The organism is Streptomyces sp. NPDC093261 (assembly GCF_044753645.1).
Taxonomy (GTDB): domain Bacteria; phylum Actinomycetota; class Actinomycetes; order Streptomycetales; family Streptomycetaceae; genus Streptomyces.
The window spans coordinates 128,836-153,330 of record NZ_JBIVNO010000012.1; the positions used below are offsets into that span (position 1 = coordinate 128,836).

19 protein-coding genes and 2 pseudogenes are annotated in these 24,495 nt (G+C 71.3%); 14 read left to right on the forward strand and 7 right to left on the reverse strand.

Features of this window, described 5'->3' with window-relative positions; all coding sequences use genetic code 11:
• The 3 genes from ACIP94_RS24555 to ftsH all read left to right on the forward strand — a co-directional run.
• Nucleotides 1-2,767, forward strand: a 2,767-nt coding sequence (locus ACIP94_RS24555; protein WP_402429435.1) for a Pls/PosA family non-ribosomal peptide synthetase, incomplete at its 5' end; no start/stop codon positions are given.
• Nucleotides 2,764-3,450, forward strand: coding sequence for a hypothetical protein (locus ACIP94_RS24560; protein ID WP_402429438.1), 687 nt, complete (start codon nt 2,764-2,766; stop codon nt 3,448-3,450). The genes ACIP94_RS24555 and ACIP94_RS24560, both read left to right, overlap by 4 nt.
• 204 nt (nt 3,451-3,654) lie before the next feature.
• Nucleotides 3,655-5,724 carry an ATP-dependent zinc metalloprotease FtsH gene (gene ftsH / locus ACIP94_RS24565; protein ID WP_402429441.1) on the forward strand — a complete coding sequence of 690 codons (2,070 nt, stop codon included), beginning with the start codon at nt 3,655-3,657 and terminating at the stop codon, nt 5,722-5,724.
• A gap of 89 nt (nt 5,725-5,813) precedes the next feature.
• Here ftsH and ACIP94_RS24570 read toward each other — a convergent pair.
• Nucleotides 5,814-5,951 (reverse strand): annotated as a pseudogene (locus ACIP94_RS24570) (universal stress protein); the annotation flags it as partial.
• Nucleotides 5,952-6,210: 259 nt separating this feature from the next.
• Here ACIP94_RS24570 and ACIP94_RS24575 point away from each other — a divergent pair.
• Nucleotides 6,211-7,848: an APC family permease gene (locus ACIP94_RS24575; protein WP_402429444.1), complete on the forward strand. Its 1,638-nt coding sequence runs from the start codon at nt 6,211-6,213 to the stop codon at nt 7,846-7,848.
• Between the two features lie 75 nt (nt 7,849-7,923).
• Here ACIP94_RS24575 and ACIP94_RS24580 read toward each other — a convergent pair whose 3' ends face one another.
• A complete protein-coding gene (locus ACIP94_RS24580) occupies nt 7,924-8,253 on the reverse strand; it encodes an antibiotic biosynthesis monooxygenase family protein (RefSeq protein ID WP_402429447.1) in 330 nt (109 codons plus the stop codon).
• A 149-nt stretch (nt 8,254-8,402) separates the two neighbouring features.
• Between ACIP94_RS24580 and ACIP94_RS24585 the strand changes: the two genes are divergently transcribed.
• A complete protein-coding gene (locus ACIP94_RS24585; protein WP_402429450.1) occupies nt 8,403-8,627 on the forward strand; it encodes a hypothetical protein in 225 nt (74 codons plus the stop codon).
• 29 nt (nt 8,628-8,656) lie between these two features.
• Here ACIP94_RS24585 and ACIP94_RS24590 read toward each other — a convergent pair whose 3' ends face one another.
• The gene (locus ACIP94_RS24590) at nt 8,657-9,496 is read right to left on the reverse strand and encodes an LLM class F420-dependent oxidoreductase (protein ID WP_402429452.1); all 840 of its coding nucleotides are present in this window, start codon (nt 9,494-9,496) and stop codon (nt 8,657-8,659) included.
• Between the two features lie 367 nt (nt 9,497-9,863).
• On the opposite strand from ACIP94_RS24590, the gene ACIP94_RS24595 reads away from it, so the two are divergent.
• Nucleotides 9,864-11,780 (forward strand): glycoside hydrolase family 5 protein, encoded by a 1,917-nt coding sequence (locus tag ACIP94_RS24595; protein ID WP_402429455.1) that lies wholly within the window; start codon nt 9,864-9,866, stop codon nt 11,778-11,780.
• 130 nt (nt 11,781-11,910) lie between these two features.
• Here ACIP94_RS24595 and ACIP94_RS24600 read toward each other — a convergent pair whose 3' ends face one another.
• Nucleotides 11,911-12,756, reverse strand: a complete 846-nt coding sequence (locus ACIP94_RS24600) for an RNA polymerase sigma factor SigF (RefSeq protein WP_402429700.1) — start codon at nt 12,754-12,756, stop codon at nt 11,911-11,913.
• Nucleotides 12,757-13,368: 612 nt separating this feature from the next.
• Between ACIP94_RS24600 and ACIP94_RS24605 the strand changes: the two genes are divergently transcribed.
• From ACIP94_RS24605 to ACIP94_RS24615, 3 genes are all read left to right on the forward strand, one after another.
• The gene (locus ACIP94_RS24605) at nt 13,369-14,301 is read left to right on the forward strand and encodes an NADP-dependent oxidoreductase (protein WP_402429458.1); all 933 of its coding nucleotides are present in this window, start codon (nt 13,369-13,371) and stop codon (nt 14,299-14,301) included.
• A gap of 195 nt (nt 14,302-14,496) precedes the next feature.
• Nucleotides 14,497-15,264: a DUF4328 domain-containing protein gene (locus ACIP94_RS24610; RefSeq protein WP_402429461.1), complete on the forward strand. Its 768-nt coding sequence runs from the start codon at nt 14,497-14,499 to the stop codon at nt 15,262-15,264.
• Between the two features lie 233 nt (nt 15,265-15,497).
• Nucleotides 15,498-16,334, forward strand: coding sequence for a maleylpyruvate isomerase family mycothiol-dependent enzyme (locus ACIP94_RS24615; protein ID WP_402429463.1), 837 nt, complete (start codon nt 15,498-15,500; stop codon nt 16,332-16,334).
• A gap of 91 nt (nt 16,335-16,425) precedes the next feature.
• Here the strand turns inward: ACIP94_RS24615 and ACIP94_RS24620 are convergent, their stop codons facing one another.
• On the reverse strand, nt 16,426-16,824 hold the full coding sequence (locus tag ACIP94_RS24620; protein ID WP_402429466.1) for a hypothetical protein: 399 nt from the start codon (nt 16,822-16,824) through the stop codon (nt 16,426-16,428).
• 748 nt (nt 16,825-17,572) lie between these two features.
• Here ACIP94_RS24620 and ACIP94_RS24625 point away from each other — a divergent pair.
• Together ACIP94_RS24625 and ACIP94_RS24630 are read left to right on the forward strand one after the other, a co-directional pair.
• Complete coding sequence (locus ACIP94_RS24625) at nt 17,573-18,223, forward strand: hypothetical protein (RefSeq protein ID WP_402429469.1); 651 nt, start codon at nt 17,573-17,575, stop codon at nt 18,221-18,223.
• Between the two features lie 149 nt (nt 18,224-18,372).
• A complete protein-coding gene (locus ACIP94_RS24630; RefSeq protein ID WP_402429472.1) occupies nt 18,373-19,548 on the forward strand; it encodes a DUF6545 domain-containing protein in 1,176 nt (391 codons plus the stop codon).
• Between the two features lie 29 nt (nt 19,549-19,577).
• Here ACIP94_RS24630 and ACIP94_RS24635 read toward each other — a convergent pair whose 3' ends face one another.
• A complete protein-coding gene (locus ACIP94_RS24635) occupies nt 19,578-20,417 on the reverse strand; it encodes an SDR family oxidoreductase (RefSeq protein WP_402429475.1) in 840 nt (279 codons plus the stop codon).
• A gap of 118 nt (nt 20,418-20,535) precedes the next feature.
• On the opposite strand from ACIP94_RS24635, the gene ACIP94_RS24640 reads away from it, so the two are divergent.
• On the forward strand, nt 20,536-20,967 hold the full coding sequence (locus ACIP94_RS24640) for a MarR family winged helix-turn-helix transcriptional regulator (RefSeq protein WP_402429477.1): 432 nt from the start codon (nt 20,536-20,538) through the stop codon (nt 20,965-20,967).
• 134 nt (nt 20,968-21,101) lie between these two features.
• Nucleotides 21,102-21,237, forward strand: a pseudogene (locus tag ACIP94_RS24645) (SUMF1/EgtB/PvdO family nonheme iron enzyme); the annotation flags it as partial.
• Here ACIP94_RS24645 and ACIP94_RS24650 read toward each other — a convergent pair.
• Nucleotides 21,226-22,665 carry an NAD(P)/FAD-dependent oxidoreductase gene (locus tag ACIP94_RS24650; protein ID WP_402429480.1) on the reverse strand — a complete coding sequence of 480 codons (1,440 nt, stop codon included), beginning with the start codon at nt 22,663-22,665 and terminating at the stop codon, nt 21,226-21,228. The pseudogene ACIP94_RS24645 and the gene ACIP94_RS24650 sit on opposite strands and share 12 nt — an antisense overlap.
• Nucleotides 22,666-23,074: 409 nt before the next feature.
• Between ACIP94_RS24650 and ACIP94_RS24655 the strand changes: the two genes are divergently transcribed.
• The gene (locus ACIP94_RS24655; protein WP_402429483.1) at nt 23,075-24,469 is read left to right on the forward strand and encodes a histidine-type phosphatase; all 1,395 of its coding nucleotides are present in this window, start codon (nt 23,075-23,077) and stop codon (nt 24,467-24,469) included.
• The last annotated feature ends 26 nt before the right edge of the window (nt 24,470-24,495 follow it).

Sequence of the window (24,495 nt, forward strand, 5' to 3'; positions counted from 1 at the left end):
TACGGGCCGGGACGCGCCCGACGGTGAGCACGGCCAGGACGCGCACGACGACGGCGAGTACGGCAAGACCCTCGCCGCCTACGTCGTACCCGTCCCGGAGCCCCCCACCCCCGGCACCCCCGGCGACGACGGCCTCGCCGCGCGGCTGCACGAGCGCCTGCGCCGCACCCTGCCCGCCTACATGGTGCCGTCGTACCTGGACGTCCTCGACCGGCTTCCCGCCATGCCCAGCGGCAAGGTCGACCGCAGACGGCTGCCCGCCCCGACCGGCCGTCTGCTCGGGGGCACCGGGCCGGTGGCGCCCGCGCGCGGCGCATGGGAGACACGGGTGCGGGACGTCTGGGCGCAGGTGCTGGGCATTCCCCCCGACCAGCTGTCGGCCGAGGCGGACTTCTTCACCGACCTGGGCGGCCACTCCCTGCTGGCCGCCCGGGTCGTGTCGCTGCTGCGGGGCAGGGACGGCGAGGCCGGCCCCACGCTGCGCGACCTCTACGGACACCCCACCGTGCGGACGTTCGCGGCGCGGCTGCGCACCGCGGCCGCCACCGCACCCTCGGTCGCAGCGCCCCGGCCGGAACCCCTCCGCCACGGCGGCGGCCGGATCGCGCTGGCCGGGCTGGTCCAGATGGCGGCGCTCTACCTCGTGCTGCTCTTGTTCACTCTGCCGGTCGCCGTGTACGCCGCCGAGCACAACGGCATCTCGGAATGGTCGCCCGTGGAACTGGCCGGCATCGCGCTGGCCGGGTACGGCGTCGCGCGCTGGGTCGTGCCCTTCATCCTGGTGCGCCCGCTCGCGGCGGGCATCCGCCCGGGCCGCTACCCGCTGTGGGGAGCGACCTATCTGCGGCTGTGGGGAGTGAGCCTGCTGCTGGGCCTCAGCCCGCTGCGGACGCTCAGCGGCTCCCCGATGATGGCCCCCTGCCTGCGGCTGCTCGGAGCGCGTGTCGGAGCCCGCACCACCATCGCCACCGGCATGGTCCCGCTGCCGGGACTGCTGACCATCGGCAGTGACGCCGCCATCGGCTACGGGGCCTCGCTGCGCTCCTGGCAGGTCGCGGACGGATGGGTGACGGTCGCCCCGATCACGATCGGGCAGGGGGCGTTCGTCGGTGCCAACGCGGTGCTCGCACCCGGCGCCCGTATGGGAGCCCGGTCCGGGCTCGGTGAACAGTCCGTCCTCGCCCCGGACGAGGTGGTCCCCGACGGGGCGCGCCGGGCCGGATCCCCCGCACGCCCGGTCGAGGCCCTCGCGCCGGCCGTCGAGGCCATGCTGCGCGAACGCGGCGACACGGACCGATGGCGGCCTCGGCAACTGACCGCCGCGCTGCTCGGCCTCGTCCTCCTGGAGTCGGCCGTGCCGGCCATGGGTCTGCCGTGTCTGGCGCTGTTCTGGTTCGCGTGGGCGCACTGGGGCACGGGAGCGGTACCGGCGGCCATGGCGCTCGTGGGCCCGCTCTGGGTGGTGACGGTGTGCTGCGTGGTCGCCGTCGGCAAACGTGCGGTCCTGCCCGGGCTGCCCGTCGGCATCCATCCGGCCCGCTCCTCGCTCGGTGTGCGCAAGTGGATCGCGGACAAGCTGCTGGAGTCCAGTCTCGCCTTCACCAACTCCCTCTACGCCACCCTCTACACCGTGCCCTGGCTGCGGGTGCTCGGCGCGCGCGTCGGCCGGGGCGCCGAGGTCTCCACCGCCGCCCATATCGACCCGGACCTGCTCACGCTGGGGGAGAGCAGCTTCGTGGCGGACATGGCGAGCGTCGGCTCCGCCGCCTTCGCGGCCGACCGGGTGGCGTTCGGACCCACCGACGTGGGCAGCCGCGCCTTCGTCGGCAACGCGGCGCTCATCCCGGCGGGAACCGAGCTGGGGGCGGGCTCGCTGGTCGGCGTGGGGACCGTCCCGCCACCGGACCGGGTGCCCGACGGCACCACCTGGCTGGGCTCGCCCGCCCTGCGGTTGCCGGTGCGCCAGAGCAGCGGCTCGTACCCCGAGGAACTGACCTACCGGCCGACCCGCAGGGCGGTCCTGGTCCGCCTCGCCATCGAGTTCCTCCGCGCCACCGTGCCGCCCGCCGTGCTGGCGGCCGGCGTCTACCTCTATCTGACGGCGCTGTCCGCGGTGGCCCGGCGTGTGGGTCCGGCGGCGGTGCTCGTGTCGCCGTTCCTGGCCATGGCGGGGTCCCTCGCCGTCATCGCGTTCTGCGTGGTCGTCAAGCGCGTCGTCGTGGGCAGCTACCGGCCGCGTGTCGAGCCGCTGTGGAGCCTGTTCGTCCGGCGTACGGAGTTCGTCACGGGCGTCTTCGAGGCAGCCGCGGTCCCCGCCGGGGTGGGTACGCTGGTGGGCACACCGTTCCTGCCACCGGTGCTTCGTCTCTTCGGTGCCCGCATCGGCCGGCGCACCTGGATCGGCACCACCTACCTCACCGAGTTCGACCTGGTGGAGGTGGGTGACGACGCCATGATCGACACCAACGTCTCGCTGCAAACGCACCTGTTCGAGGACCGCGTCATGAAGATGTCCAAGGTGACCGTCCACGCCGGTGCGAGCATCGGAACGCGAGCGATCGTGCTCTACGACGCGGTGGTGGGCGAGGGCGTCCGGCTCGGACCGCTGTCGCTCGTCATGAAGGGCGAACGCCTGACGCCGGGCACGAGATGGCGCGGACTGCCCGCCGAGGGACTGGTCGAGCGTCCCACCACGGAGCCGCAGGAACGGCCGCCCGTCCGCGCGGGATGCGCGGAGCACGACGAAGGGGTGGCGAACAGGACATGACCCCCAACGAGAGTCCCGGCGGCGGGCAGCGCCCCCTCGCGCTCGTCTACCGGGGACCCGCCTCGCTGCCCGGCTGCCCCGAGGCGGTCGCCGCACTCCTCGCCGAGGGACCCTGGAACCTCGACGTGCGCTTCACCGGCCCCCACGAGGAGCTCCCGCTGTCGGCCGAGTCGCTGTCCCGGGCCCGGGTGTACGCCCAGCCGGGCGGCGGCACGCTCCGCCCGGCCTACTGGAGGCTGCGGCGACGGCGTGGCGCGATCCGTGACTTCGTCCAGGGCGGCGGCCGCTACCTGGGCTTCTGCCTGGGCGGCTATCTGGCCGGGGCGACCCCCGGATTCGGTCTGCTGCCCGGCGACACCGACCAGTACATCTCCTCGCCCGGGTCCTCGGTCCACGACGAGAGCAACACCCTGGTCGGGGTGGAGTGGCGTGGCCGGCCCCGCACCGTGTTCTTCCAGGACGGGCCGTACTTCGTCCTCGACAAGGACGCGGACGCCAGGGTCCTGGCCACCTACGACAACGGCACGCCCGCCGCGGTGGTGTCCCGGTTCGGCGCGGGGCGCGTCGGCGTCACCGGTCCCCACCCGGAGGCCACGGAGGACTGGTACACCGACTACGGCCTGCCGCTTCAGTACACCCTCGACCTGGCGCGGGACCTGGTGGAGTCGACCCTGGAGCCGTGACCGGGGCGTGCCGTGCCGAAGCGGGGACCCGGTCCCGAACCGGCGCCCGCGGGACACCTCGGCCACGGGAAGTCGGAGGGACCATGGGAGGAGGAGGCCGGGGGCGCGTGTGCCACGGACGGCCGATGGTGCCGGCCCGCCCCACCCCGGACCGGCGCCGCACGCCGGTGCCACGGGGAGGCCTCCCGAAGGAGGCGGTGCACGGTGATCACGCGAGTGCGGATGCCGCACCGGCATCTCACGCCGCCGGCCAAGTCCGGACCCCCACGGGTACCGCCGAGGCCGCCCACCCAGCCGCCCCGGGCGGGCTGGGCGTGGTGGATCATGCCGCTGGTCTGGGTGCTCTTCCTGGTCGTCCTCACGCTTGTCCGTGCCCCGTCCGGCACCCCGCCCGCCCACCTCACCTACAGCGACTTCGTCGGCAAGGTGGGCGTGGGCCAGGTGAAGGCCGTCGACATCAACGACAAGGGAGCGGTCAGCGGCACCCTGAAGAACGGCACCAAGTTCACCACCCAGCTTCCGACGGCGCTCGGCACCGGACCGCTCCAGCAGCAACTTCAGTCGCACCATGTGCAGATCACCGCGTCCCAGAGCAAAGGCGGCGGCAACGCGTTGACATCGATCCTGTCCGGGCTCCTGCCGGTGCTGCTCCTCATCGGCGTCTTCTTCTGGATCGGCCGCCGCGCCGCGCGTTCCATGACGGGCGGGCTCAGCGCCATAGGCCGCTCCCGAGCGAAGATCATCGAGGCGGAGCGCCCGACCACCCGGTTCGGCGATGTGGCCGGCTACGACGGCGTCAAGCAGGAGATCAGCGAGGTCGTCGACTTCCTCCGCAACCCGGCCCGCTACGCCGCCGCGGGTGCCAAGGGCCCGCGCGGTGTGATCATGGTGGGGCCGCCCGGCACCGGCAAGACGCTCTTCGCCCGCGCCGTCGCCGGAGAGGCCGATGTGCCGTTCCTGTCGGTGACCGGATCCGCCTTCGTCGAGATGTTCGTCGGGGTGGGCGCGTCCCGGGTGCGTGACCTGTTCGACGAGGCCCGCAAGCGTGCGCCGTCCATCGTCTTCATCGACGAGATCGACGCCGTCGGTGCCCGGCGTGCGGGCACCGGGCGGATCGGGGGCAACGACGAACGCGAACAGACCCTCAACCAGATGCTGGCCGAGATGGACGGCTTCGACCAGTCCACCGGGATCGTCGTCCTCGCCGCCACCAACCGGCCCGAGGCCCTCGACCCCGCGCTGCTGCGCCCGGGGCGCTTCGACCGCCAGGTCACCGTCCCGCTGCCCAACCAGGCGGAACGGGCCGCCATCCTCCGGGTCCACGCCCGAGGCAAGACCCTCGCCTCCGACGTCGACCTCGACATCGTCGCCCGGGCCACACCCGGATTCTCCGGCGCGGACCTCGCCAACCTCGTCAACGAGGCCGCCATCAACGCCGTCCGGGCCGACCGCACCCTCATCGAGCCCGACGACCTCGACGCCGCACGCGACCGCGTCCTGCTCGGCCGCCGCGAGGCCTCCAACGCCCTGCTGCCCGAGGAGCGCCACGCCGTCGCCGTACACGAGTCGGGTCACGCCCTGGTCGCCGCGCTGTGCGAGCACGCCGACCCCGTCGCCAAGGTCACCGTCCTGCCGTCGGGCATGACGCTCGGGGTGACCGAGCAACTGCCCGAGGCCGAGCGCCATCTGTACAGCGAGGGCTATCTCACCGACCTGCTCGCGGTCCGGCTCGGCGGCCGGGCCGCGGAACTCGTCGTCTTCGGCGAGGGGTCCAGCGGCGCGGCGAACGACCTGGCCGGCGCCACCCACATCGCCACGCGGATGGTCCGTGACTTCGGCCTCTCGCCCGCCGTCGGGCCGGTCGGCTACGCGACCGCTCATCCGAGCCAACTGGGCGAGACCGGCGAGGAGCCCGCCGCGCAGCCGTACTCGCAGCAGACGCAGCGGATCATCGACCAGGAAACCGCCCGTCTGCTCCGTGAGGCCGAGGAGCGGGCCATGGGACTGCTGCGGGAACACCGCCGGGCCCTGGACCGGCTCAGCGATCTGCTCGTCGTACGGGAGACCGTCGACGGCTCCGCGGTCCTCGACGTGCTCCGGCAGGAGGAGCGGGAGCGGCGGGACGCCAACGGCGGACCCGGTGACCATGCCTCCGGTGACCTGCGGCCCCTGCCGCCACGGGCCCGCGTCCCCGGCGAGGAGGACCGCTCCGCCGGAGCGGCGGCGGACCACGAGGCACCGGGCGCCGACGGCTCACCGCACGGTTCGGCCTGACGGCCCGAGGGGACCGCGGGCTTCCGGCCCGCCCTCGGCCATGCCCCGGCCGGCACCTCCCAGCAGCGCAGCTCGGTCGTGGGCACGCTCTCGACGTGGACCAGACGCAGTGGAATCCCGCGCCGTTCGGCCTCGTCGGCCGCCCAGGCCAGCACCGTCCGCCGCGCTGGGTCGGGGTCGACACCGACCACGATCGGCCGGCGGGCATCCGATCGGGACATCGTCATCTCCAGCGGTTCGGGCTCCGTGCGTCGAGATTTCCGACGGTCCGTTGCCGCAGACAGCTTGTCTTACACTCTTCTAACATTCCGCAACTGAATAGAGACATTCTGTCACCCCGGATGACCTGCGCAAAGAGTATGCAAAGGAAGCATCTGTGAAAGGGTCAAATTTCGGCCATCGCTCTTCTGCTGGAGCCTCTCGATTCCTAGTGTGAGCCGCCATTGAGCGTTAATTCGGTGTTCAGATAGTGAGAGGCCCCTTGACATGGCGAAACTCGACCATGCCGTCCCCGATGTCACACGGGACCGTACCGCGCTACGGCGAGATGTCGGTCTCATCGGACTGATGTGGGCCTCGGTCGGTTCCATCATCGGATCCGGCTGGCTCTACGGCGCCGAGAAGGCCGTTGTGGCGGCCGGCCCCGCAGCGATCATCTCCTGGCTGATCGGCACGGTGGCCATCGTTCTCCTGGCACTCGTGCACGCCGAACTCGGCGGCATGTTCCCGGTGGCGGGCGGCACGGCCCGCTACCCGCACTACGCCTTCGGTGGCCTGGCCGGTATGTCCTTCGGCTGGTTCTCCTGGCTGCAGGCCGCCACCGTGGCCCCGATCGAGGTCGAGGCCATGATCGGCTACGCCGGCCACTGGCAGTGGGCCAAGGGGCTGCAGCACAGCGACAGCACGCTGACCACCAGCGGCTTCCTCGTCGCGGTCTTCCTGATGGCCGTCTTCGTCGTGGTCAACTTCCTAGGCGTCCGCGTCCTCGCCCACACCAACAGCGCGGCCACCTGGTGGAAGATAGCCGTCCCGCTGGCCGCCATCTTCATCATCGCGGTGGGCAACTTCCACCCGCACAACTTCACCGCCCACGGCTTCGCCCCGTTCGGCGCGAAGGGCGTCCTCGGCGCCATCAGCGGCAGCGGCATCATCTTCGCCCTGCTCGGCTTCGAGCAGGCGATCCAGCTGGCCGGCGAGAGCCGCAACCCCAAGCGTGACCTGCCGCGCGCCACGCTCGGCTCGGTCGCCATCGGCGCGGCCATCTACGTGCTCCTTCAGGTCGTCTTCATCGGCGCGCTGCCGCTCAGCTCCTTCGCCCACGGCTGGGACAAGCTCGACTTCCCGGGCATCAGCGGTCCCTGGGCGGGCCTCGCGACGCTGGTGGGCCTCGGCTGGCTGGGCGTGGTGCTGTACATCGACGCGGTGATCTCCCCCGGAGGCACCGGCCTGATCTACACCACCGCGACCTCGCGCGTCTCCTACGGCCTGTCCAGGAACGGCTACGCGCCCAAGCTCTTCGAGAAGACCGACGCCCGTGGCGTGCCGTGGTTCGGTCTCGCCATCTCGTTCGTCACCGGCGTGATCTGCTTCCTGCCCTTCCCGAGCTGGCAGGAGCTGGTCGGCTTCATCACCTCCGCCAGTGTCCTGATGTACGCCGGCGCGCCGCTGGCCTACGGCGTCTTCGCCGACCGGCTGCCGCAGCTCGAGCGCCCCTACCGCCTGCCCGCCGGCAAGACGATCGCGCCGCTGTCCTTCGTCGTCGCCAACCTCATCATCTACTGGGCCGGCTGGGACACGCTGTGGCGCCTGGGCGTGGCGATCATCCTCGGCTATGTGCTCCTCGGCGGCTACGCCTGGTACGCCACCGCCAAGAACCTGCCGGACGCTCCCCGGATGGACTGGAGGGCCGCCCAGTGGCTGCCCGCCTATCTGGTGGGGCTGGGCCTGATCTCCTGGCAGGGCGGCTTCGGCGGCCAGGGCCACATCGGCCTGTGGTGGGACATGCTGGTCATCGCGGCCTTCTCCCTGGTCATCTACTACTGGGCCAAGGCCACCGCGTCGCGTCCCCAGGAGATCGAGCGGAGCATCGAGGAGGTCGCCGTCACCGACGCACCCGCCCACTGACCCCGATCCCCGAGGTGTCCCGTCAGCCGCGGCCGTCCGGCCGTGGCCGACGGGACACCGTCATGTCCGGGCCCGCTACGCGGTCTTCGGCGCCGCCTGCTGCACGACCTCGAAGGACCACAGCGTGGACGCGCTCGCCGCCGGCTTGGGGCGCTCGCCGCTCTCCGTGCCACCGCCCTGGTGGGCCGCCTTCATGGGACCCTCCATCCACGCCTGGAAGGACTCCTCGTCACGCCACCGCGTGTACACGAGGTAGGCGTCGGTCCCTTCGACCGGCCTGAGGAGTTCGAACCACTCGAACCCGTCGGAGCCCTCCACGGCGTGGGCCCGGGAGGCGAAGCGCTTTTCCAGCGTCTCCCGCTGCTCGGCAGGAACGCTCAGTACGTTGATCTTGACTACGCTCATGGACCCATCCTGCCGCACACCGGACGGCGCGCAGCGAGCGGCTCGTCCCACGCGCGGCCGCACGGCCGCCCCGGTCGGCGGCCCGGGGGCGCGGAGCGACGGCCATGGCCCGACGTGCGCGGACCCGTCCCGGGCGAGAGGGTGAAGGTATGAGCGACCCGCGCGTGATCGTGTCCGCGCCCTCGGAGACCGGTGGCCGACGCGTCCGGTCCGACGGCGAGATCCTCGGGATGGCGTACAGCCTGCATGACGTGGCCGTGCTGCTGCAACGGGCCGGCCTGGAGGGCTGGGACGAGGTGGACGTGGCCGAGTCACCGTTGATCGAGTGGCACGGCGGGGGACCGGAGGTCTGGCCCAGGAACCGCCCGGGCTAGCGACCGGCGGGGCTGCCCGCGGGGCTCGCTCACGACCGCGCAGTGTGCCCGTAGCGGCGCGCCACGTCGGCCAGCCGGTCGAGTTCCTTCAGCGTGGCGTCTTCCGGCGTCGTGGGCAGATAGAACAGCAGCCGTTCGATCCCCAGCGCCATGTATCCCTCGATCTGCTCGGGATCGGCGGGCGCCGCGTACACCGTCACAGGAACGTCCCGGCCGGCCAGGGAGCGCAGCCGCTCCATCTGCGGGCCGAGCTCGTCGGGCGGCATGCTGTTCGCCAGCCATGCGTCGCCCAGCCCGGCCACCCGGGGGAACGCCGCCTCGCCTCCGCCGACGTAGATCGGCGGATGGGGCTGCTGGACGGGCTTCGGCCAGGAGAAGACTGGATCGAAGTCCACGAACTCGCCGTGGAACTCGGCCTTCTCCTTCGTCCACAGCTCCCGTATGGCGCGCAGCCGCTCATCGGTGAGCCGGCCGCGGGTGGAGGGATCGGCGCCGTGGTTCCTCATCTCCTCACGGTTCCAGCCGACGCCGATGCCGAAGATCGCACGACCGCCCGAGACCAGATCCAGTGAGGCCACCTCCTTGGCCGTGAGGATCGGGTCGCGCTGGGGGATCAGCGCGATGCCGGTCCCCAGCAGCAACCGCTCGGTCACCTGGCTGATCGCGCTCAGGGCCACGAACGGGTCGAGGGTGCGGTAGTAGATCTCCGGCAACTCACCGCCGCCCGGATACGGGGACTCGCGGTTCACCGGTATGTGCGAGTGCTCGGCGATGAACAGCGAGTCGAAGGCTCGCTCCTCCAGCGCCTTGCCGAGAGGGGCCGGGCGGATGCCCTGGTCGGTGATGAAGGTGGCGATTCCGAATTTCACGGCGACTCCGTCGGGGTTCATATGGGGCGGACACCGGGTGGTACGAACCTCACGGGTACCCAGCCCGGGCGATGCCAACGAACGCGACGGGCGCCGTCGAGCCCGCCCACCCGGCGGGTGGCGGAGCCCGGACCGGCGCCCTCTCTCGCGGAGACCCCACGTCCAAGCGGCAGTGTCCGCTCGCTCGCACCGGTTTTCGCGTACGAGGAGCCGGCGACGGCCGTTCCTCCGTACACTGACGGCCGTCGCCCGCCGACGGCCGAGTCCGGCCGCCCTGCGGGATCCGCCGACGGGCACCCCGCACTGCGGCGTCCGCCGGCCGCGCCACCCCCCATCCGCGCACCACCGCTCATCCACAGAGGGCCGTATGCCGACCATGAGACTTGTCCGGAACCTGACAGGAGCGGCCGCGGTGCTCCTCCTGCTGCCGGCGGCGCCCGGAGCGGTCGCCGCCGGCCCGGAGCCCGCGGCCCGCACCGCTGCCGCCACCGCCCCGGCGGCCGGTACCTGGCAACCGCCGCTGTCCACCCGCGGCCGGTACATCGTCGACGCCACGGGCAACCGCTTCCGGCTGAAGTCGGCCAACTGGGATGGCGCGCAGGGGTCCTGGACGGGCAGCGGCAGCATCGACGATCCCGCCGAACACCACGCCGGCCAGAACTCCTACGGCATCCCCCTCGGCCTGGACCGGGTCGCGCTGCCCGAACTGCTCGCCGACTTCCACGCCCTTGGGATCAACAGCATCCGGCTGCCGTTCTCCAACGAGATGATCCACACGACGGCTCCCGTGCCCGACGCCGCCGTCACCGCCAACCCGCAGCTGCGGGGCAAGACGCCGTTGCAGATCTACGACGCCGTGGTGGCCGCGCTCACCGGCGACGGCTTCGCGGTCATCCTCAACAACCACACCAACACCTCCCGTTGGTGCTGCGGCATCGACGGCAACGAGCGGTGGAACAGCAGGCAGTCCACCCAGCAGTGGGCCGACGACTGGGTCTTCATGGCGCGCCGCTACGCCTCCGACCCGCGCGTGGTGGGAGCCGACCTCTACAACGAGGTACGGCGCGACCTCATGGACGACCCCAACTGGGGCCTGGGCGACGACCACGACTGGTACGCCGCCGCCCAGCTCGCCGCGGACCGCATTCTCACCGAGGCCAACCCCAACCTCCTCATCGTCATCGAGGGGATCAACTGGACCGGCCTGCCCGTCGACGGGCTGCCGCACGGCCGCCCCACCCTCACCCCCGCGCGCACGCTCTCGCACACCCTCGTGGACACCCACAAACTGGTCTACTCCGCGCACTTCTACGGCTACACGGGCCCCCATCACAGCGGTGCCACCGGCCTCGGGGAGACACACGACCCCCGCTACCAGGACCTCACCCGCGACGAGCTGTACCAAGCCCTGACCGACGAGGCGTTCTTCGTGTCCGAGGACGGCGGCCGGCACTACACGGCACCGCTGTGGATCAGCGAGTTCGGCATCGGAGCGGGTGAGACGGGCACCGCCGCCCGCGCCTGGTTCGGCAACATCACGGACTACTTCGCCGACCACGACGCCGACTTCGCCTACTGGCCGCTGGTCGGCTGGGAAGGCCACGACGACTGGTCCCTGCTGCGCTATGACACCGCGGGTCACCGATACGGCATCCTCGACCAGTCCGACTGGCGCGGCAGCGCGTGGAACCACCTCATGACCGCGCCCACGCGCACCGGGCCCGTGGCGGAGGTGCCCTCATGGCGCATGCTCGCCACCGACCACGGCGACCGGGTCCAGTCACTCCGGGTGCGTGCCACCGGCGACTGGGACTCGGGTGCCTCCAAGGCGGCATGTCCCGACGGCCTGCGGCTGATCGGCCTCGGTCACACGGCCGGCCGCGCACTGTGCACCGACATCACCGCCGGTGACCTGCGCGCCGAGGGCAGCACCCAGACGGTCGTGACCGACGAACGCCATGTTGCGCAGGGCGGAGACTGGGCCTCGGGCTACACCAAACTCCAGTGCCCCGCCGGCGACTTCCTGATCGGCTACAGCCACCGCGGCGGCCGGGTGTCCGCGGCACTCTGCGTTCCCGCCCGGGGTCAACTGGGCGTCACGGGCCGGACCGTGTGGTTCGACCGGTCCGACAACCGCCCCGCCGACGCCTCCGGCGGAGACTTCGCCTACGGCGACTACAAGGGCCAGTGCGCCGACGACGAGTACGCCGCCGGGATCGCCTTCACCACACGGCTGGGCAGCACGGCAGGCCCTGCCGCCCTGCTGTGCCGCAAGCTGTCTTGAAGAGTGGGTGACTGATCAAGGCCGACGGCAGGCAGGCCGCCGTCAACGGCGGCGGCAAGAGCGTCTTTACGCGCGACAGCGCCCCGGGCCGGCCGCACGGCACGCCCCGGGGCGCTGTCTCACGGGTGGGTCAGTGGGAGGTGAGCAGTCCTTCCCGCAGCCGGGCCAGCATGCGCGACAGCAGCCGCGAGACATGCATCTGGGAGACCCCGAGGCGCTCACCGATCTGTGCCTGGGTGAGTTCCTCGACGAATCGCATGTGGATGATCTGGCGGTCCCGTTCGTCCAACTCGGCGATCATCGGGGCCAGTGCGTGGAAGTCCTCCACCAGCTCCAGTGCCTCGTCCTCGGCACCGATGAAGTCCGCCAGCGCGGTCTCGCCGTCCTCGCTGGTGCTGATCGCGGCGTCCAGGGAGGAGGAGTTGTACCCGTTGGAGGCCAGCCTCGCCTCGATGACCTCTTCCTCCGAGAGGCACATCAGCTCCGCCAGCTCCTTGGTGGTGGGGGTACGGCCCAGCCGGGTGCGCAGTTCCTCCGTGGCCTTCGCCAGCTGCACCCGCGCCTCCTGGAGCCTGCGCGGCACATGCACGGCCCAGGAGGTGTCGCGGAAGAACCGCTTGATCTCGCCGACGATGTACGGCACGGCGAACGAGGTGAACTCCACCTCGCGCGAGAGCTCGAACCGGTCGATGGCCTTGATCAGCCCGATCATGCCGACCTGGACGATGTCCTCCATCTCCTCAGGCCCCCGGCTGCGGAACCGGGCGGCCGCGAAGCGGACCAGGGACATGTTCATCTCGATCAGAGTGTTGCGCGCGTACTGGTACTCGTGTGTGCCCTCGTCCAGTGTGGCCAGCTCGTCGAAGAAGAGCCTCGACAACTCGCGCGCGTCCCGCGGCGCCACCCGCGACGGGTCGGCGACCTCCGGCAGTGCAGCTGTGACCGCCTCCGCCGCCGCTGTCGTCATCGCCGACATCATGATTCCCTCCCGGATCGACTACGTGCCCGTCATCTCGCTGTGAGCTGACGACACACCGCCTGCCCCGAAGACGGGAGGGTATGCACACCGATTCGTGCCGCCGCCCGTCGGCCACCCCGGCCACCGGGACGGCCGTCGAACGGGCGACTACAGCAGGTGAGGCGGGCGAGGGGGCCGTGTCCCCGGCTCGCTGTGGTGTCGCCGCAGCGGCGGTCCGCATGCTGCGGCCGCGACCTGTCGCTCAGTCTGCGGTACCGGGGGCTTCGCATCGCCTGACGGCCGGGCGGCCGCTGCCGGGAAGCCCGAGCGGCCCGGCCGGCGGCCGGCCGATCGACCACCCGCGGAACCGGCCCGCGTTCGGCTGGCGGCTTCTGCCGAATCGCTCAGTTTCCGCGACCGAGCCTCGGCAGCACATGCCCGTAAAGGATGCCCGGCCCCATCAACTCATCGACCAGAGGCGAGTCCATGCCGGCACGGCCGTCGCCGGGGGTGGTGGCCACGCCGGGACGGTGACCGAACGGGCGGTTGCGCGCGTCGAGTTCGGGCACTCGTACGGACGGCCCGTGAGGGGTGCGGTGCGGATGCGGTGGGGGGATTACCATGTCCGGTATGCATGCAATTAGCACTAATCGCTACGGTGGTCCGGAGACCCTGGAACTGACGGAGGTCGACGACCCCAAGGTCGGCCCCGACTCGGTGCTGGTACGGGTGAAGGCCGCGGGGGTCAACCCGGTCGACTGGAAGATCGTCGCCGGATACCTGGACCCGATCATGTACATCCACTTCCCCCTCGTCCCCGGCTGGGACGTTGCGGGCGTCGTCGAGGCGGTCGGCCTGGACGCCCCCGAGTTCTCGGTGGGCGACGAGGTCTTCGGCTATGTCCGCAAGGACGAAGTGCAGCACGGCACCTACGCGGAACTCGTCGCCGCCCCCGTACGCACCCTCGCCCGCAAACCCACGTCGCTGAACTGGCAGCAGGCGGCCGGCGTGCCGCTGGCAGGGCTCACCGCCTGGCAGTCGCTGGCCCGGGTGGGCGTCGCCTCGGGTGACACGGTCCTGGTCCATGCGGCGGCCGGCGGCGTGGGAACACTCGCCGTGCAGATCGCGGTGGCCAAGGGAGCCAGGGTGATCGGCACGGCGAGCGAACGCAACCATGACTTCCTCCGCTCCCTGGGCGCCGAACCCGTCACCTACGGTGAGGGTCTGGCCGACCGGGTGCGCGCGCTCGCGCCGGCGGGCATCGACGCGGCGGTGGACTACGTGGGCGGTGACGCGGTCGCCGTGTCCCAGGAACTGCTGAAGGACCGCTCCCGGGTCGCCTCGATCGTCGACTCCGAGGTCACCGAGCGCGGCGGTCACCATGTGTGGGTCCGTCCGGACGCCGCGGACCTCGCGGAACTGGCCCGACTCGCCGACGCCGGCAAGCTCCGCGTCCATGTCGAGCACGCCCTGCCGCTGGCCGAGGCCGCCGAGGCGTTCCGCCTCAGCAAGAGCGGGCGGATCCGCGGCAAGATCGTGCTCGAGGTCGGAGGCGGCGGCTGAGGACACGGCCGGCCCGTTGCCGAGGGCCGGTGGGGAGACCCGGCGCCTGTCGACCAGGGGAACCCCCGCCGGCCGCCGGGCGTCAACGAAGTGGACTACGGGCCTGGTGGAACGTATGTTTCCCATGCCGCGCGTGAGGTTCCGGGGAGGAACGGCGCCCGGCGTTTCGACCACACCTCGGGGGGACGTTCCACCATGATCTGTTCGCGCTGCCATCATTTCGCCGCCGCTCCGGACGGCACCTTGTGCGCCCAGTGCACCACCGCTCCCACGCCGACGACCCAGCCGCCGACGGCTGTGCCGCAGGCCTTCCTGCGCTCGCCCGTCGGTCTGGGCCGCGCGACCGCCGTCCTGCTCGGACTGGTCGCCGTCACCGACCTGTTCGCGATCGGGGCGGACCTCGTCATGTACAACGTGTCGGGCGATCTGGCTCACGGCGCCTTCGGGGGCGCCGTGAGCCGTCGGGCCGACCGCGCGGACGCGCTCTACGCCGCAGCAGGCATCGCCCAGACGACCGCGTTGCTCGCCTGCATGATCGTCTTCCTGTGCTGGTTCTACCGAGTGCGGGTCAACGCCGAGGCGTTCGATCCCTACGGGCACCAGAAGGGGCGTGGCTGGGCGATCGGCGGCTGGTTCACGCCGTTCGCGAACCTCTGGTTCCCACGCCGGATCACCCTGGACATCTGGGACGCCAGCAGCCCCTCGGATGCGCCCCGGCCGCACGGCCTCGTCAACACCTGGTGGACGCTGTGGATCATCTCGCTCCTGGCCGAGCGGGTCGGCTTCTCCGCCTACCGTCGAGCCCACACCGCTCCGGAGATTCACAGCGCGGTCCCGCAGGTGCTCTTCGCGGACGCCACCGACGCCGCGGCCGCGCTGCTCGCGATCCTCGTCGTGCTGCGGCTGACCCGTATGCAGCACGAGAAGGCGCTCCACGGAGCGATGCCGCCGGTCGCCGTCTGACGTCCCGAGTCGCCAAGTCGCCAAGGCGCCAAGTCGCCGGTACGCCACGTCGCCAAGGCGCCACGTCGCCAAGCCGCTCAATCGACAGCCGGTTGATGTCGTCCAAACCGTTGTCACCGGCCGCTCCCGCCTGGTTGGGTATCCCGCCGGCACATGACGGGCAAGGCAGGCCCCAAGGACGGGCGTGGCGGCGTGCCGGGCGTGGCGGCTCGATGACGGAATGAGTGGGTGGCATGGCGGCGGAGATGCGGTCAGTGGACGACGGGAAGACCCTGCCCGACGGGCTCGGACAGGCGATCCGTGAGACCGCCGGGGACATCGCGGAGCTGCTGCGAGCGGCGGCCGACACGACGGTGCCCGTGCCAGGCTCGGAATGGACCGTGGGCGAGGCGGCGGCCCATCTGGCGTTGGCCAACGAGCTGATGGCCGACCTCGCGGCGGGGCGCGAGCGCCCTTACGGGGACGGCACGCCGCAGAGCCTGGCCGCGGCCAACGCGCGGTCGCTGGCCGCGTTCCGGGAGCGCCGGGCGGAGCCGCTGGCGGCGATGATCGTGGCACAGGCGGACGGCTTCCTCGACGCCGTCGTCAGGGTCACGGCGGACAAGGCCGCGGACCCGGCGCTTGTCACACCGCTCGGCCCCATGGACCGGTCCGTTCTCGCCTCGTACCTGCTGACCCACATGCTGGGCCATGGTTACGACCTGGCCCGCGCGCTCGGCCGGCCGCATATGATCGACCGCGCTCGGGTCGTACTGTGCCTGCCGTTCCTGCTGACCGTCATGCCGCGGGTCGTCAACGCCACCGTCGGTGCCGGCGTCACGGCCCGGTACAGGCTCCGTGTGCGGGGCGGGCCGGAGTTCGGCGTCACCTTCACCGACGGCGCCGTGAACGTGACGTCCGCGCCACCGGACCGTGCGGACTGCACCATCCTCACGGAGCCGGTCACGTTCCTGCTCATCGCCCTGGGGCGCTGCAATCCATGGGGAGCCATGGCGCGTGGCCGGGTGCTCGCCTGGGGGCGCAAGCCCTGGCTCGCACCGCGCTTTCCGGCGCTTTTCACGGCGCCCTGACCGCAATCACGGCCCCGCGTCGGGGAGGTCGTCCGCATGGCGCCCTGACCGGCATCGCGCTCCCGCGCCAGGGAAAGGCGTCGGCCGCGCCTCAGCGACCGCTGTCCGCCGCGTCGAAGAAGTGATCGAGTGGCGCATGGTATGCCGCAGGATGGAAACCCAGCTCCCATTGGGAATGGCCGGCCCATTCCATGAAGGCGACCCAGCGCAGCAACCATCCCAGTGCGTTCGCGGTGGCGTTCTGCTCGGCGTCGCCTTCGCCGCCCGTCATCTCGCGCAGGGCCAGCCATTCCTCGAACAGTTCCGTGGCGCTGGCCGCAGTCCGGCGTTCGGCCGCGTTGCCGCACAGTTCGGCATCGGCGAGCCGTCCACCGAAGAACCGGGCGAACCGCTGGTCTCGCGCGTGGGCCCATCGATCGTCCGCTGCCTCGTACGCGCGATCCGCCTGGGCGCGGTACGGAAGTGCGGGTTCGGGCTGGGGGGCGGTCATGACAGGCCCGGAACGCGAGACGGTGCCGCTGTGGCCAGGGGTGCGGGTCTATGGGCCGCGCGGGGCGCGAGCCGGGGAGGGAGAAGCGCAGGGACGGCCGTCACGTAATCCTCCGACAAGGAGCGGGGTGGGGGCGTAAGCCCCGGCGGCATGGCTGGTTGCGCCGTCTGCCCACGCCTGGACCGGCCGGGACGCGGTGAGCGGATCCCATGGCGGTCGGCCGGGGTCGCGGGCGGGGGAGGCGGAGCGACGCGTCATCTCTACGGTGGGCGCCTGGGGACCGCAGCCAAGATGACTGGTCCGAGAGGTGCGGACGGCACGGCCCGACGTGCACGGTTCTGTCCTCCCCATGTCCGAGTGCCCGGGTGGTCCGCGTCGGCTCCACGACCACCGGCCATCCGGCTCGTGCGGTCGGCACGTCGTGTCCGTTCCCGCCGAGGCAGGGCCTTCGGGGCGCACCTGAGCACCACTGAAGCGTGCGGGGAAGTGGCCCGGATCCGCGCACGCCGACGCGAGCGCAGGCGCGACCGGATTCCGCGACCACGGAGCGAACGCGACTGTGCGCGAGAGGTGCTGACCGATAGTCAGTCACCTGGTGATGCTGCAATCCCCGAGCACGTGATGTCAACCGTTGTATCCGGCCTTGGATACTGGAGTATCGCTTTACCTGGTTGCCCTGCGGGGGAGCGGTTATCGTCTCGTCATCAATGCGCAGTCCGCGCCCCACCGGACGTGAGGAGATGCGGCGGTGAGAGATCCGCGTCAATCGCTCGCCGAGACCCTCCGGCAGATCGACTCGCTCCTGGGTGACGGGCGGGGCCGTGACGAGGTCCTCGACGTGCAGCAGCTGTCCATCGACTGCGGCGTGCCGCAAGGTGTCGTGGAGATGCTTCTGAAGGGCAGGCGGCCTCCCGCCGAGGACATCATCGACCGGATCATCCGCCGCATCGCCCATCTGCGGGAGACGCGACGACGCCCCGACGGTTCGCGTCACTCCTACGACGAGATCGCCTCCTCGTTCGGGGCCACCCGGGCATCCCTGTCCAACCTCGTCAACGGCCGCAGGAGCCCTCGCGGGCCCGCGCAGCCGGCCCCGGAAGCGAGGCGGCGCCCGGCGCGCTCAGGAGGCCCCCTGGCCTCCACTCAGGCGGGCGTCGAGCGCTTCTTCTTCGGGGAGCCCAACGGATGGCTCAGCGCCGAGCCGGAGTCGGCCCTCAACGCGGCGCTTCAGCCCGTGCTCGCCGGGCTGCGCACGACCGCCGGCTCGGACTGCCAGGACAGTCGCGCCATGGCGCTGCGCACGGCCGCGTCCCTGCCGGACGACGAGTGGGAACTGGTCGAACGCTTCATCAACACCCTGGTGCGGCAGGTCCGTGAGGAACGCGGTCGTCACGGCTGACCCGGGCCGCATCCGCCGAGGACGGGCCGCCGTCGCGATGCGGCGCTCAAGGGCACACCCGCGAGGCGTCCGCGATAGCCTGCCTCAGCGAGTGCGCCCAGCGACGTCCCGGAGGCCGTGCCCATTCCATGAACGGTGACTTACCGCCGTTGGACGGCGACTTACCCTTCTATGTCTCCAGCGGACTGATGTTCCTGGCCTGTCTGATGAAGCTGCCGGCACTCGTCCGTGCCCGAGGCCGGGACTGGCTGCTCTCGTCCATCTGTGCCCTGCTCTTCCTCGGCGCGGGGGTCCTGTTCACCACCGCCCAGACCACGATCGCCCTCGTCAACCGCGGCACCGGTGTGCCCAACATCGCCGCCCCGATCGTCTATATGCTGCTGGTCGCGTTCTCGGGCGCCTCGATCGTGCTCGTCCTGAACTGGCGGGGCGAAACCGGCACGGCCCGGCCCCGCCACCTCTCCCGTATCACGATCGCCGCATACGCGGTGGCCGTCGTCCTCCTCGCGGTCCTCTTCGCGCTGGGCGACGCGCCGGTCGAGCAACGGACCCGGTTCGACCTCTACTACGCCACCGCGCCCTTCATCAGGGAGATGATCCTTCTCTATCTCACCGCGCACGCCGTGGCCTCCCTGACCGTCGGCCACCTGTGCCGACGCTGGGCGGGGGAGGTGCACGGCACGCTGCGCACCGGGCTGCGCGTACTGGCCACCGCCTATCTGATGCACTTCGTCGGCTACGACATCATGACGGCCGCGGCGGTGATCGGGCGCTGGACCGGCCACACCTGGGACGTCCTCATCGTGATCGCGCGCACGGTGATCGCGCCCAGCGCGGTCCTGGGAGCGGCAGGCTTCGTGCTCCCCCTCATCGGCCGGAGCACCGCCGTCCGCTACTGGCAGTTGGCACCGCTCGCCCGAACGGTGCGCCCCGTGCGGGGCGCACCGGGACCCACACCCCTGCCTCTGCCCTGGTGGAAGCCCAGCGTCCATCTGCGATTGACGAGACGTCAGACGTATATCTCCGACCGGATCCTGGCCTGCCGTGACCACTCCGATCCGTGGATCCGGGACGAGGCGCACCGGCTCGCACTGGCCCGCAACGCCACCGGGGAGGAAGCCGCCGCCATAGCCGAGGCCGCGCTGATCGTGGCGGCGGTCGAGGTCCACTACGCTCGCGGCGGCCATGGCCTGCCTCCTCGGCGCTGCGTGAACGCAGACGAGCGTACGGCCTCCAGCAGCGACCTGGTCCATATCTCCCGGGCTCTGCGCTCCCGTATCGTCAAGGACGTCCGCACGCGGACCCGGAGCCGTCGACGGCCCTGACACGAGCGGCCGGCTTCACCCGGGCGTGGTCAGCCGAGATAGGCGTCCGTGAGCGTGAGGACGGCCGAGCCGTCGTGGTCGGCGAGCTTGGTGCCGGTGAAGGTGCGTGCCCACTCGGAGGTCTGCAGCCGGAACGGGGGCCGCTCGGCGGTGAGTGCGTCGATCACGGTGACAGCGACCTGCTCCGGTGTCTGCGCGGCATTGGCGAACTGTCCCTGGGTGCGGGCCACATAGTTCCGCAGCGGCTCAGCGTACTCGCCCGCTGCGGCGAACAACTGCTCGGGGTCGAGGCCGATATTGGTGACGAACTCGGTGGCCACGGCGCCGGGCTCGACGACGGAGACGGTCACACCGAGCCTGCCCACCACCGGGGCGAGGCTCTCCATGAAGCCCTCGACCGCGAACTTGGCCGCGCAGTAGGCCTCGTTGAAGGGCTGGCCGACGACCCCGCCGACCGATGTGACGGTGATCAGCCTGCCGCCGGAGGCGCGCAGGTGCGGCAGGGCGGCCTTGGTGGCCGCCACGACGCCGAAGAAGTTGACCTCCATGACCCGGCGCACATCCTCGACCGACTCGTTCTCGATGGTGCCGACGTGGCCGGCGCCCGCGTTGTTGATCAGGGCGTCGAGCCGGCCGTGGTCGGCGAGGGTGCCCTCGATCGCGGCGCTCACCGAGGCAGGGTCGGTGACGTCGAGCTGTCGGATGTCGAGCGTGACGCCGGCCCGGTCGGCGGCGTCGCGCAGGGCGTCGGCCCGGTTCGGATCGCGGAGGGTGGCGACGGTGGTCCATCCGGCGCGGGCGGCGGCGATGGCGGATTCCAGGCCGATCCCGGATGAGGTGCCGGTGATCAGGACGACCTTGGCGGACATGGATCTGCCTTTCGACGGAAGGACCCTTCAGGGGCTTGTACTGATTGAAAATAGTTATGGACTACCACCATATTTGTCAACCATGGTGGTGGCTGAGGGGCTGGCCTACACTGCGGTCATGGACGCCCCGGACCGGCTCACCGCAGAGGTGGTCAGCCTCTTCGCCAAGATCACCGCTCTTTACAGCCGTGAGTACGAGACCGCCTCCGCCCACCACGGCCTCACACCCCAGCAGGCCAAGGTGCTGCTCGCGCTGGACGAACCGCTCCCCATGCGGCGGATCGCCGAGCGCGTGGGCGCCGACCCCTCCAACCTCACCGGGATGGTGGACCGGCTGCAGAGCCGCGGCCTCGTCGAACGCGTTTCCGACCCCGCCGACCGGCGGATCAAACGCATCGCCGCCACCGAGGCCGGCCGGGCCGCCGCGCAGGACCTCCGCGCCCGCCTCCGCTTCGCGAGCGACCCCCTGATCGCCCTCGACGGGGACCAGCGACGCGGCCTGCGGGACCTGCTCCAGCTGATGGTCGACTCCCAGCACCCCGGCCCCTGACCGCGGCAGCACGCCTCTCCGCCGTGCCCGGTGCCGACAGGGGGGCCTGTCATGGACGTGAGCGCCGGAAACGAGTGGTGTCCGTCCCACGGGGCGGATGACGCTCTCTGCCGGGACGCCTACGACGCCGGGGTGGCACCTACCGGGTGCTCCGTGGCGGCGGTTGGTCCGACGAGCACGGGAGCTGCCGGGCCTCGGTGCGGCGCCGCAGCCCACCCGACCTTCCGCATCGCCGACGTGGGGTTCCGCGTGGCGCGCTCAGCCCGATGAGCCGGGGCGACCGTCCGCCCCGGGCACTCCTCCACCCGTCCGGTCGAGACCGTGGAGGACCGCGCGCTCGGGCGCCGTCAGGGGCGGACCGGCCAGCGGAGGCAGAACCGGACCGGTCAACGTGGCGAGCAGCAGCGAGGGGCGCAGCAGCCGGCTTCCCTCCTCCTGCAATGTGGTGACGTTGCACATGGCGGCGGACACCCGGTAGGAGCTGGTGGCCACCCTCGTCATACGCCGGACATAGCGCGTGAGCACACGGTCGGCGAGCGTGGGCCGGTCCCCGAGCACTCCCGGGAACCACCGGTCCTGCGAGCTGCTCAGTGACCACGCCGCGTCCACCGCCTTTGCGGCGGCGCACTGGATCCGGCGCGCCACGCCCGGCCCTGCCGCATCGGCCCCGCCCAGCTCCCGGCGAAGCGCCTGCGCGCCCAGCGCCGCCACCGACATGCCCTGCCCGTAGACCGGGTTGAAGGCGGCGGCGGCATCACCCAGCACCACGAAGCCCTCGGGCCAGATGGCGGCGCCCTCGAAGTGGCGGCGGACGTTGCGGGTGCTCCGGCTGAGCGCCACTTCGGACAGGGGCTCGGCACCCGAGATGAGCCGGCCGACCAGAGGATGCCGTAGACCGAGGGCGAAGCGGACGAAATCCGCGGGGTCATCCGTCGGCTCACCACCGCGGGTGCCACTCAGACTGACCAGCCATCGCCCGCCCTCGATGGGGACAAGGGCCGCCGCACGACCGGGCGTTGGGTCCAGAGGGTCGGGCTGCACCAGGATCAGGGGGAACTTCTCCGCCCCGTCAGGCATCCGGTAGACGCGGCTCGCGTACACGACCCCCGAGTCGACGACCTCCTCACGGATCCCTGTGATGCCGAGCGCGCCGAGCCACCGCACGGCACGTGATCCGCGCCCGCCGGCATCGACGACCAGGTCCGCGTGCAGGTCCTCCTCTGCGCCCTGTGCGTCGGCGATGCGTACACCCGTGACACGGTCCGCCGATCCCAGCAGGGAGACGGCCTGCGCACGGCGCAGTGCGATGGGGGGACGGTCCAGGATCGCCTCCCGCAGGATCGCGTCCAGGAGATCCCTGCTACAGGTGAGCATGGGGTGGCTGTCGTGGCGCCAGCGCCGGAACCACCCCTCCGGACCCAGCATCACCGCACCCGAGGTGAGCGAGATCTCGCGGCCACCCGCGGCGAGCACCCGCTGACGCAGCCTCAGGCCGGGCAGAAGAGCCTCGATCGCGTTCAGCCCGCTGGTCAACAGAATGTGGGCATGCCGACTCTGGGGTAAGCCCTTGCGCGGAGCAGGCCCGTCCGGCAGTACATCGCGCTCGAGTACGGTCACCTCATCGCCCGCGTCGGTCAAGGCCGCGGCGGCCAGCAGCCCGGCCACGCTCGCACCCACGACGATCGCTCTACGCGACATCCGTCCCCCGATCGCAGCCCCGGCTGCCCTCACCGTACCGCCGGCCCCGGCGATCACCACAGGAGATCAGGTCAGAAACGGCGCGATGATACGGCGGTCACCCACTTCGTACCCACCAGACGCCGCATCAGGACTCCTCAGCCCTCGCCCAGCACCGTCCCCATCTCATGCCGCGTGGGCGGACCCGTTCGCGGCGGACTCGGCAGACATGACATTCGCGCATCACCTGGACGATCCGTCCGGTCCGTCAGCCGTCGCCCGGCGTCCGAACGGGCGGCAGAGCCGGCGGACTTGCCGCAGGCCAGGCGCGGCCCGGGACGTGGCCGGAAGGGCGCCCCTGGCCCCGTGGCCCTGGCCACCCTTCGGTCATCGCCTGTTCACGCCCGCCGACCAGCATGGGCTTATGCCCATGACCATCTCAGCAAGGCGAGCCGCCCCGGCTCTCGCCCTCGCTCTGTCCAGCCTGTTCACGGCCTCCGTGCCCGCCCGATCCGCGCCCGCGCATGCCGCGGACGGCGTCGCCGAGCGGATCCGCGACAGCTACGGCACCAAGGCGTCGTACGAGCCCCAGCAGGATCCGTGGACGTATCAGCGAGCCCCCCGGGGCTTCGTGCCCGTCTTCACCGAGAACGTCTCCCGCCACGGATCCCGTGCGGCCACCGACAGCGAGGACGGCGACCTGATCCTCCGGTTGTGGGACCAGGCCCGCCAGGACGGACAACTCACCCGCCTCGGCCAGGACTTCGGCCCGGACGTGCGTGCCCTGCTCGCCGCCATGGAGAAGACCGGGTACGGCAACCTCAGCGGACGTGGCAAGCGGGAGTTGCAGGGGACGGCCGTACGGATGGCCCATCGGCTGCCGGGACTGTTCGAGACCATCGCCAGGGACGGCGAGCCCATCGACGTGGTCAGCTCCGGGCAGGGACGAGTCGTCGACAGCGGGACCGTCTTCACCGACGCCCTCACCCAGACCGATCCGGAGCTCAAGCCGCAGGTCGGGCCCGCCCGCGTCGACAAGGACCTCCTCTACTTCCACAAGTCCGCCGGCGGCGCGGCCTACCGGGACTGGCTCGCGCATGACCAGCGCCTGGCCGACACCCTCAAGGACATCGCCGGCCGGCCCGCCACCCACCGTGCCGCCCGCCGTGTCCTGGCGAAGATCTTCAAGCCGGCGTTCGTACAGCGTGTCGTCGACGGGGAGTTCTCCTCCCTCGCGGACGACGTCGCCGCAGCCCAGGCCGTCTACAACCTGTACGGCATCGCGCCGGCCATGAGCGACGAGAGCCCGACCGGCCGAGGCCGGCGCATGGGCCGGTACATCGCGCCGCGTGACGCCGCCTGGTTCGGATACCTCAGCGACGTCGAGGACTTCTACGAGAAGGGTCCGAGCTTCGCGGACGGCGACATCACCTACAAGATGGCGGACGTTCTCCTCGACGACTTCTTCAAGCAGATCGAGGCCAAGCGGGACGGAACCAGCAAGCTGGGCGCCGAACTGCGGTTCACCCACGCAGAGGAAATCATTCCGCTCGCCGCGCTGATGCGGCTGCCCGGCAGCACCGAGGGAGCCACGTCCGAGCGGCCCTACGCCTACGACAGCAACGCATGGCGCGGCGCGTCGGTTTCCCCCATGGCCGCGAACATCCAATGGGACGTCTTCCGCAAGAGGGACACCTATCTCGTGCGGATGCTCTACAACGAGAAGGAGACCCCGTTCAGGCAGGGCTGCCGGCCGATCGCCAAGGGCAGCTCTTTCTACGACCTCGATGAACTGGAGCGCTGCTTCGGCCGAACGGCCGGGTGAGCCGATGAAAAGGCCCGCCGGAACGT

What these genes read in the sequence shown, in the direction of transcription:
- ACIP94_RS24560 (WP_402429438.1), top strand. Translation starts at nt 2,764, where the DNA reads ATGACCCCCAACGAGAGTCCCGGCGGCGGGCAGCGCCCCCTCGCGCTC.
- ACIP94_RS24575 (WP_402429444.1), top strand. Translation starts at nt 6,211, where the DNA reads ATGGCGAAACTCGACCATGCCGTCCCCGATGTCACACGGGACCGTACC.
- ACIP94_RS24580 (WP_402429447.1), bottom strand. Translation starts at nt 8,253, where the DNA reads ATGAGCGTAGTCAAGATCAACGTACTGAGCGTTCCTGCCGAGCAGCGG.
- ACIP94_RS24585 (WP_402429450.1), top strand. Translation starts at nt 8,403, where the DNA reads ATGAGCGACCCGCGCGTGATCGTGTCCGCGCCCTCGGAGACCGGTGGC.
- ACIP94_RS24595 (WP_402429455.1), top strand. Translation starts at nt 9,864, where the DNA reads ATGCCGACCATGAGACTTGTCCGGAACCTGACAGGAGCGGCCGCGGTG.
- ACIP94_RS24600 (WP_402429700.1), bottom strand. Translation starts at nt 12,756, where the DNA reads ATGTCGGCGATGACGACAGCGGCGGCGGAGGCGGTCACAGCTGCACTG.
- ACIP94_RS24605 (WP_402429458.1), top strand. Translation starts at nt 13,369, where the DNA reads ATGCATGCAATTAGCACTAATCGCTACGGTGGTCCGGAGACCCTGGAA.
- ACIP94_RS24610 (WP_402429461.1), top strand. Translation starts at nt 14,497, where the DNA reads ATGATCTGTTCGCGCTGCCATCATTTCGCCGCCGCTCCGGACGGCACC.
- ACIP94_RS24615 (WP_402429463.1), top strand. Translation starts at nt 15,498, where the DNA reads ATGGCGGCGGAGATGCGGTCAGTGGACGACGGGAAGACCCTGCCCGAC.
- ACIP94_RS24620 (WP_402429466.1), bottom strand. Translation starts at nt 16,824, where the DNA reads ATGACCGCCCCCCAGCCCGAACCCGCACTTCCGTACCGCGCCCAGGCG.
- ACIP94_RS24635 (WP_402429475.1), bottom strand. Translation starts at nt 20,417, where the DNA reads ATGTCCGCCAAGGTCGTCCTGATCACCGGCACCTCATCCGGGATCGGC.
- ACIP94_RS24640 (WP_402429477.1), top strand. Translation starts at nt 20,536, where the DNA reads ATGGACGCCCCGGACCGGCTCACCGCAGAGGTGGTCAGCCTCTTCGCC.
- ACIP94_RS24650 (WP_402429480.1), bottom strand. Translation starts at nt 22,665, where the DNA reads ATGTCGCGTAGAGCGATCGTCGTGGGTGCGAGCGTGGCCGGGCTGCTG.
- ACIP94_RS24655 (WP_402429483.1), top strand. Translation starts at nt 23,075, where the DNA reads ATGACCATCTCAGCAAGGCGAGCCGCCCCGGCTCTCGCCCTCGCTCTG.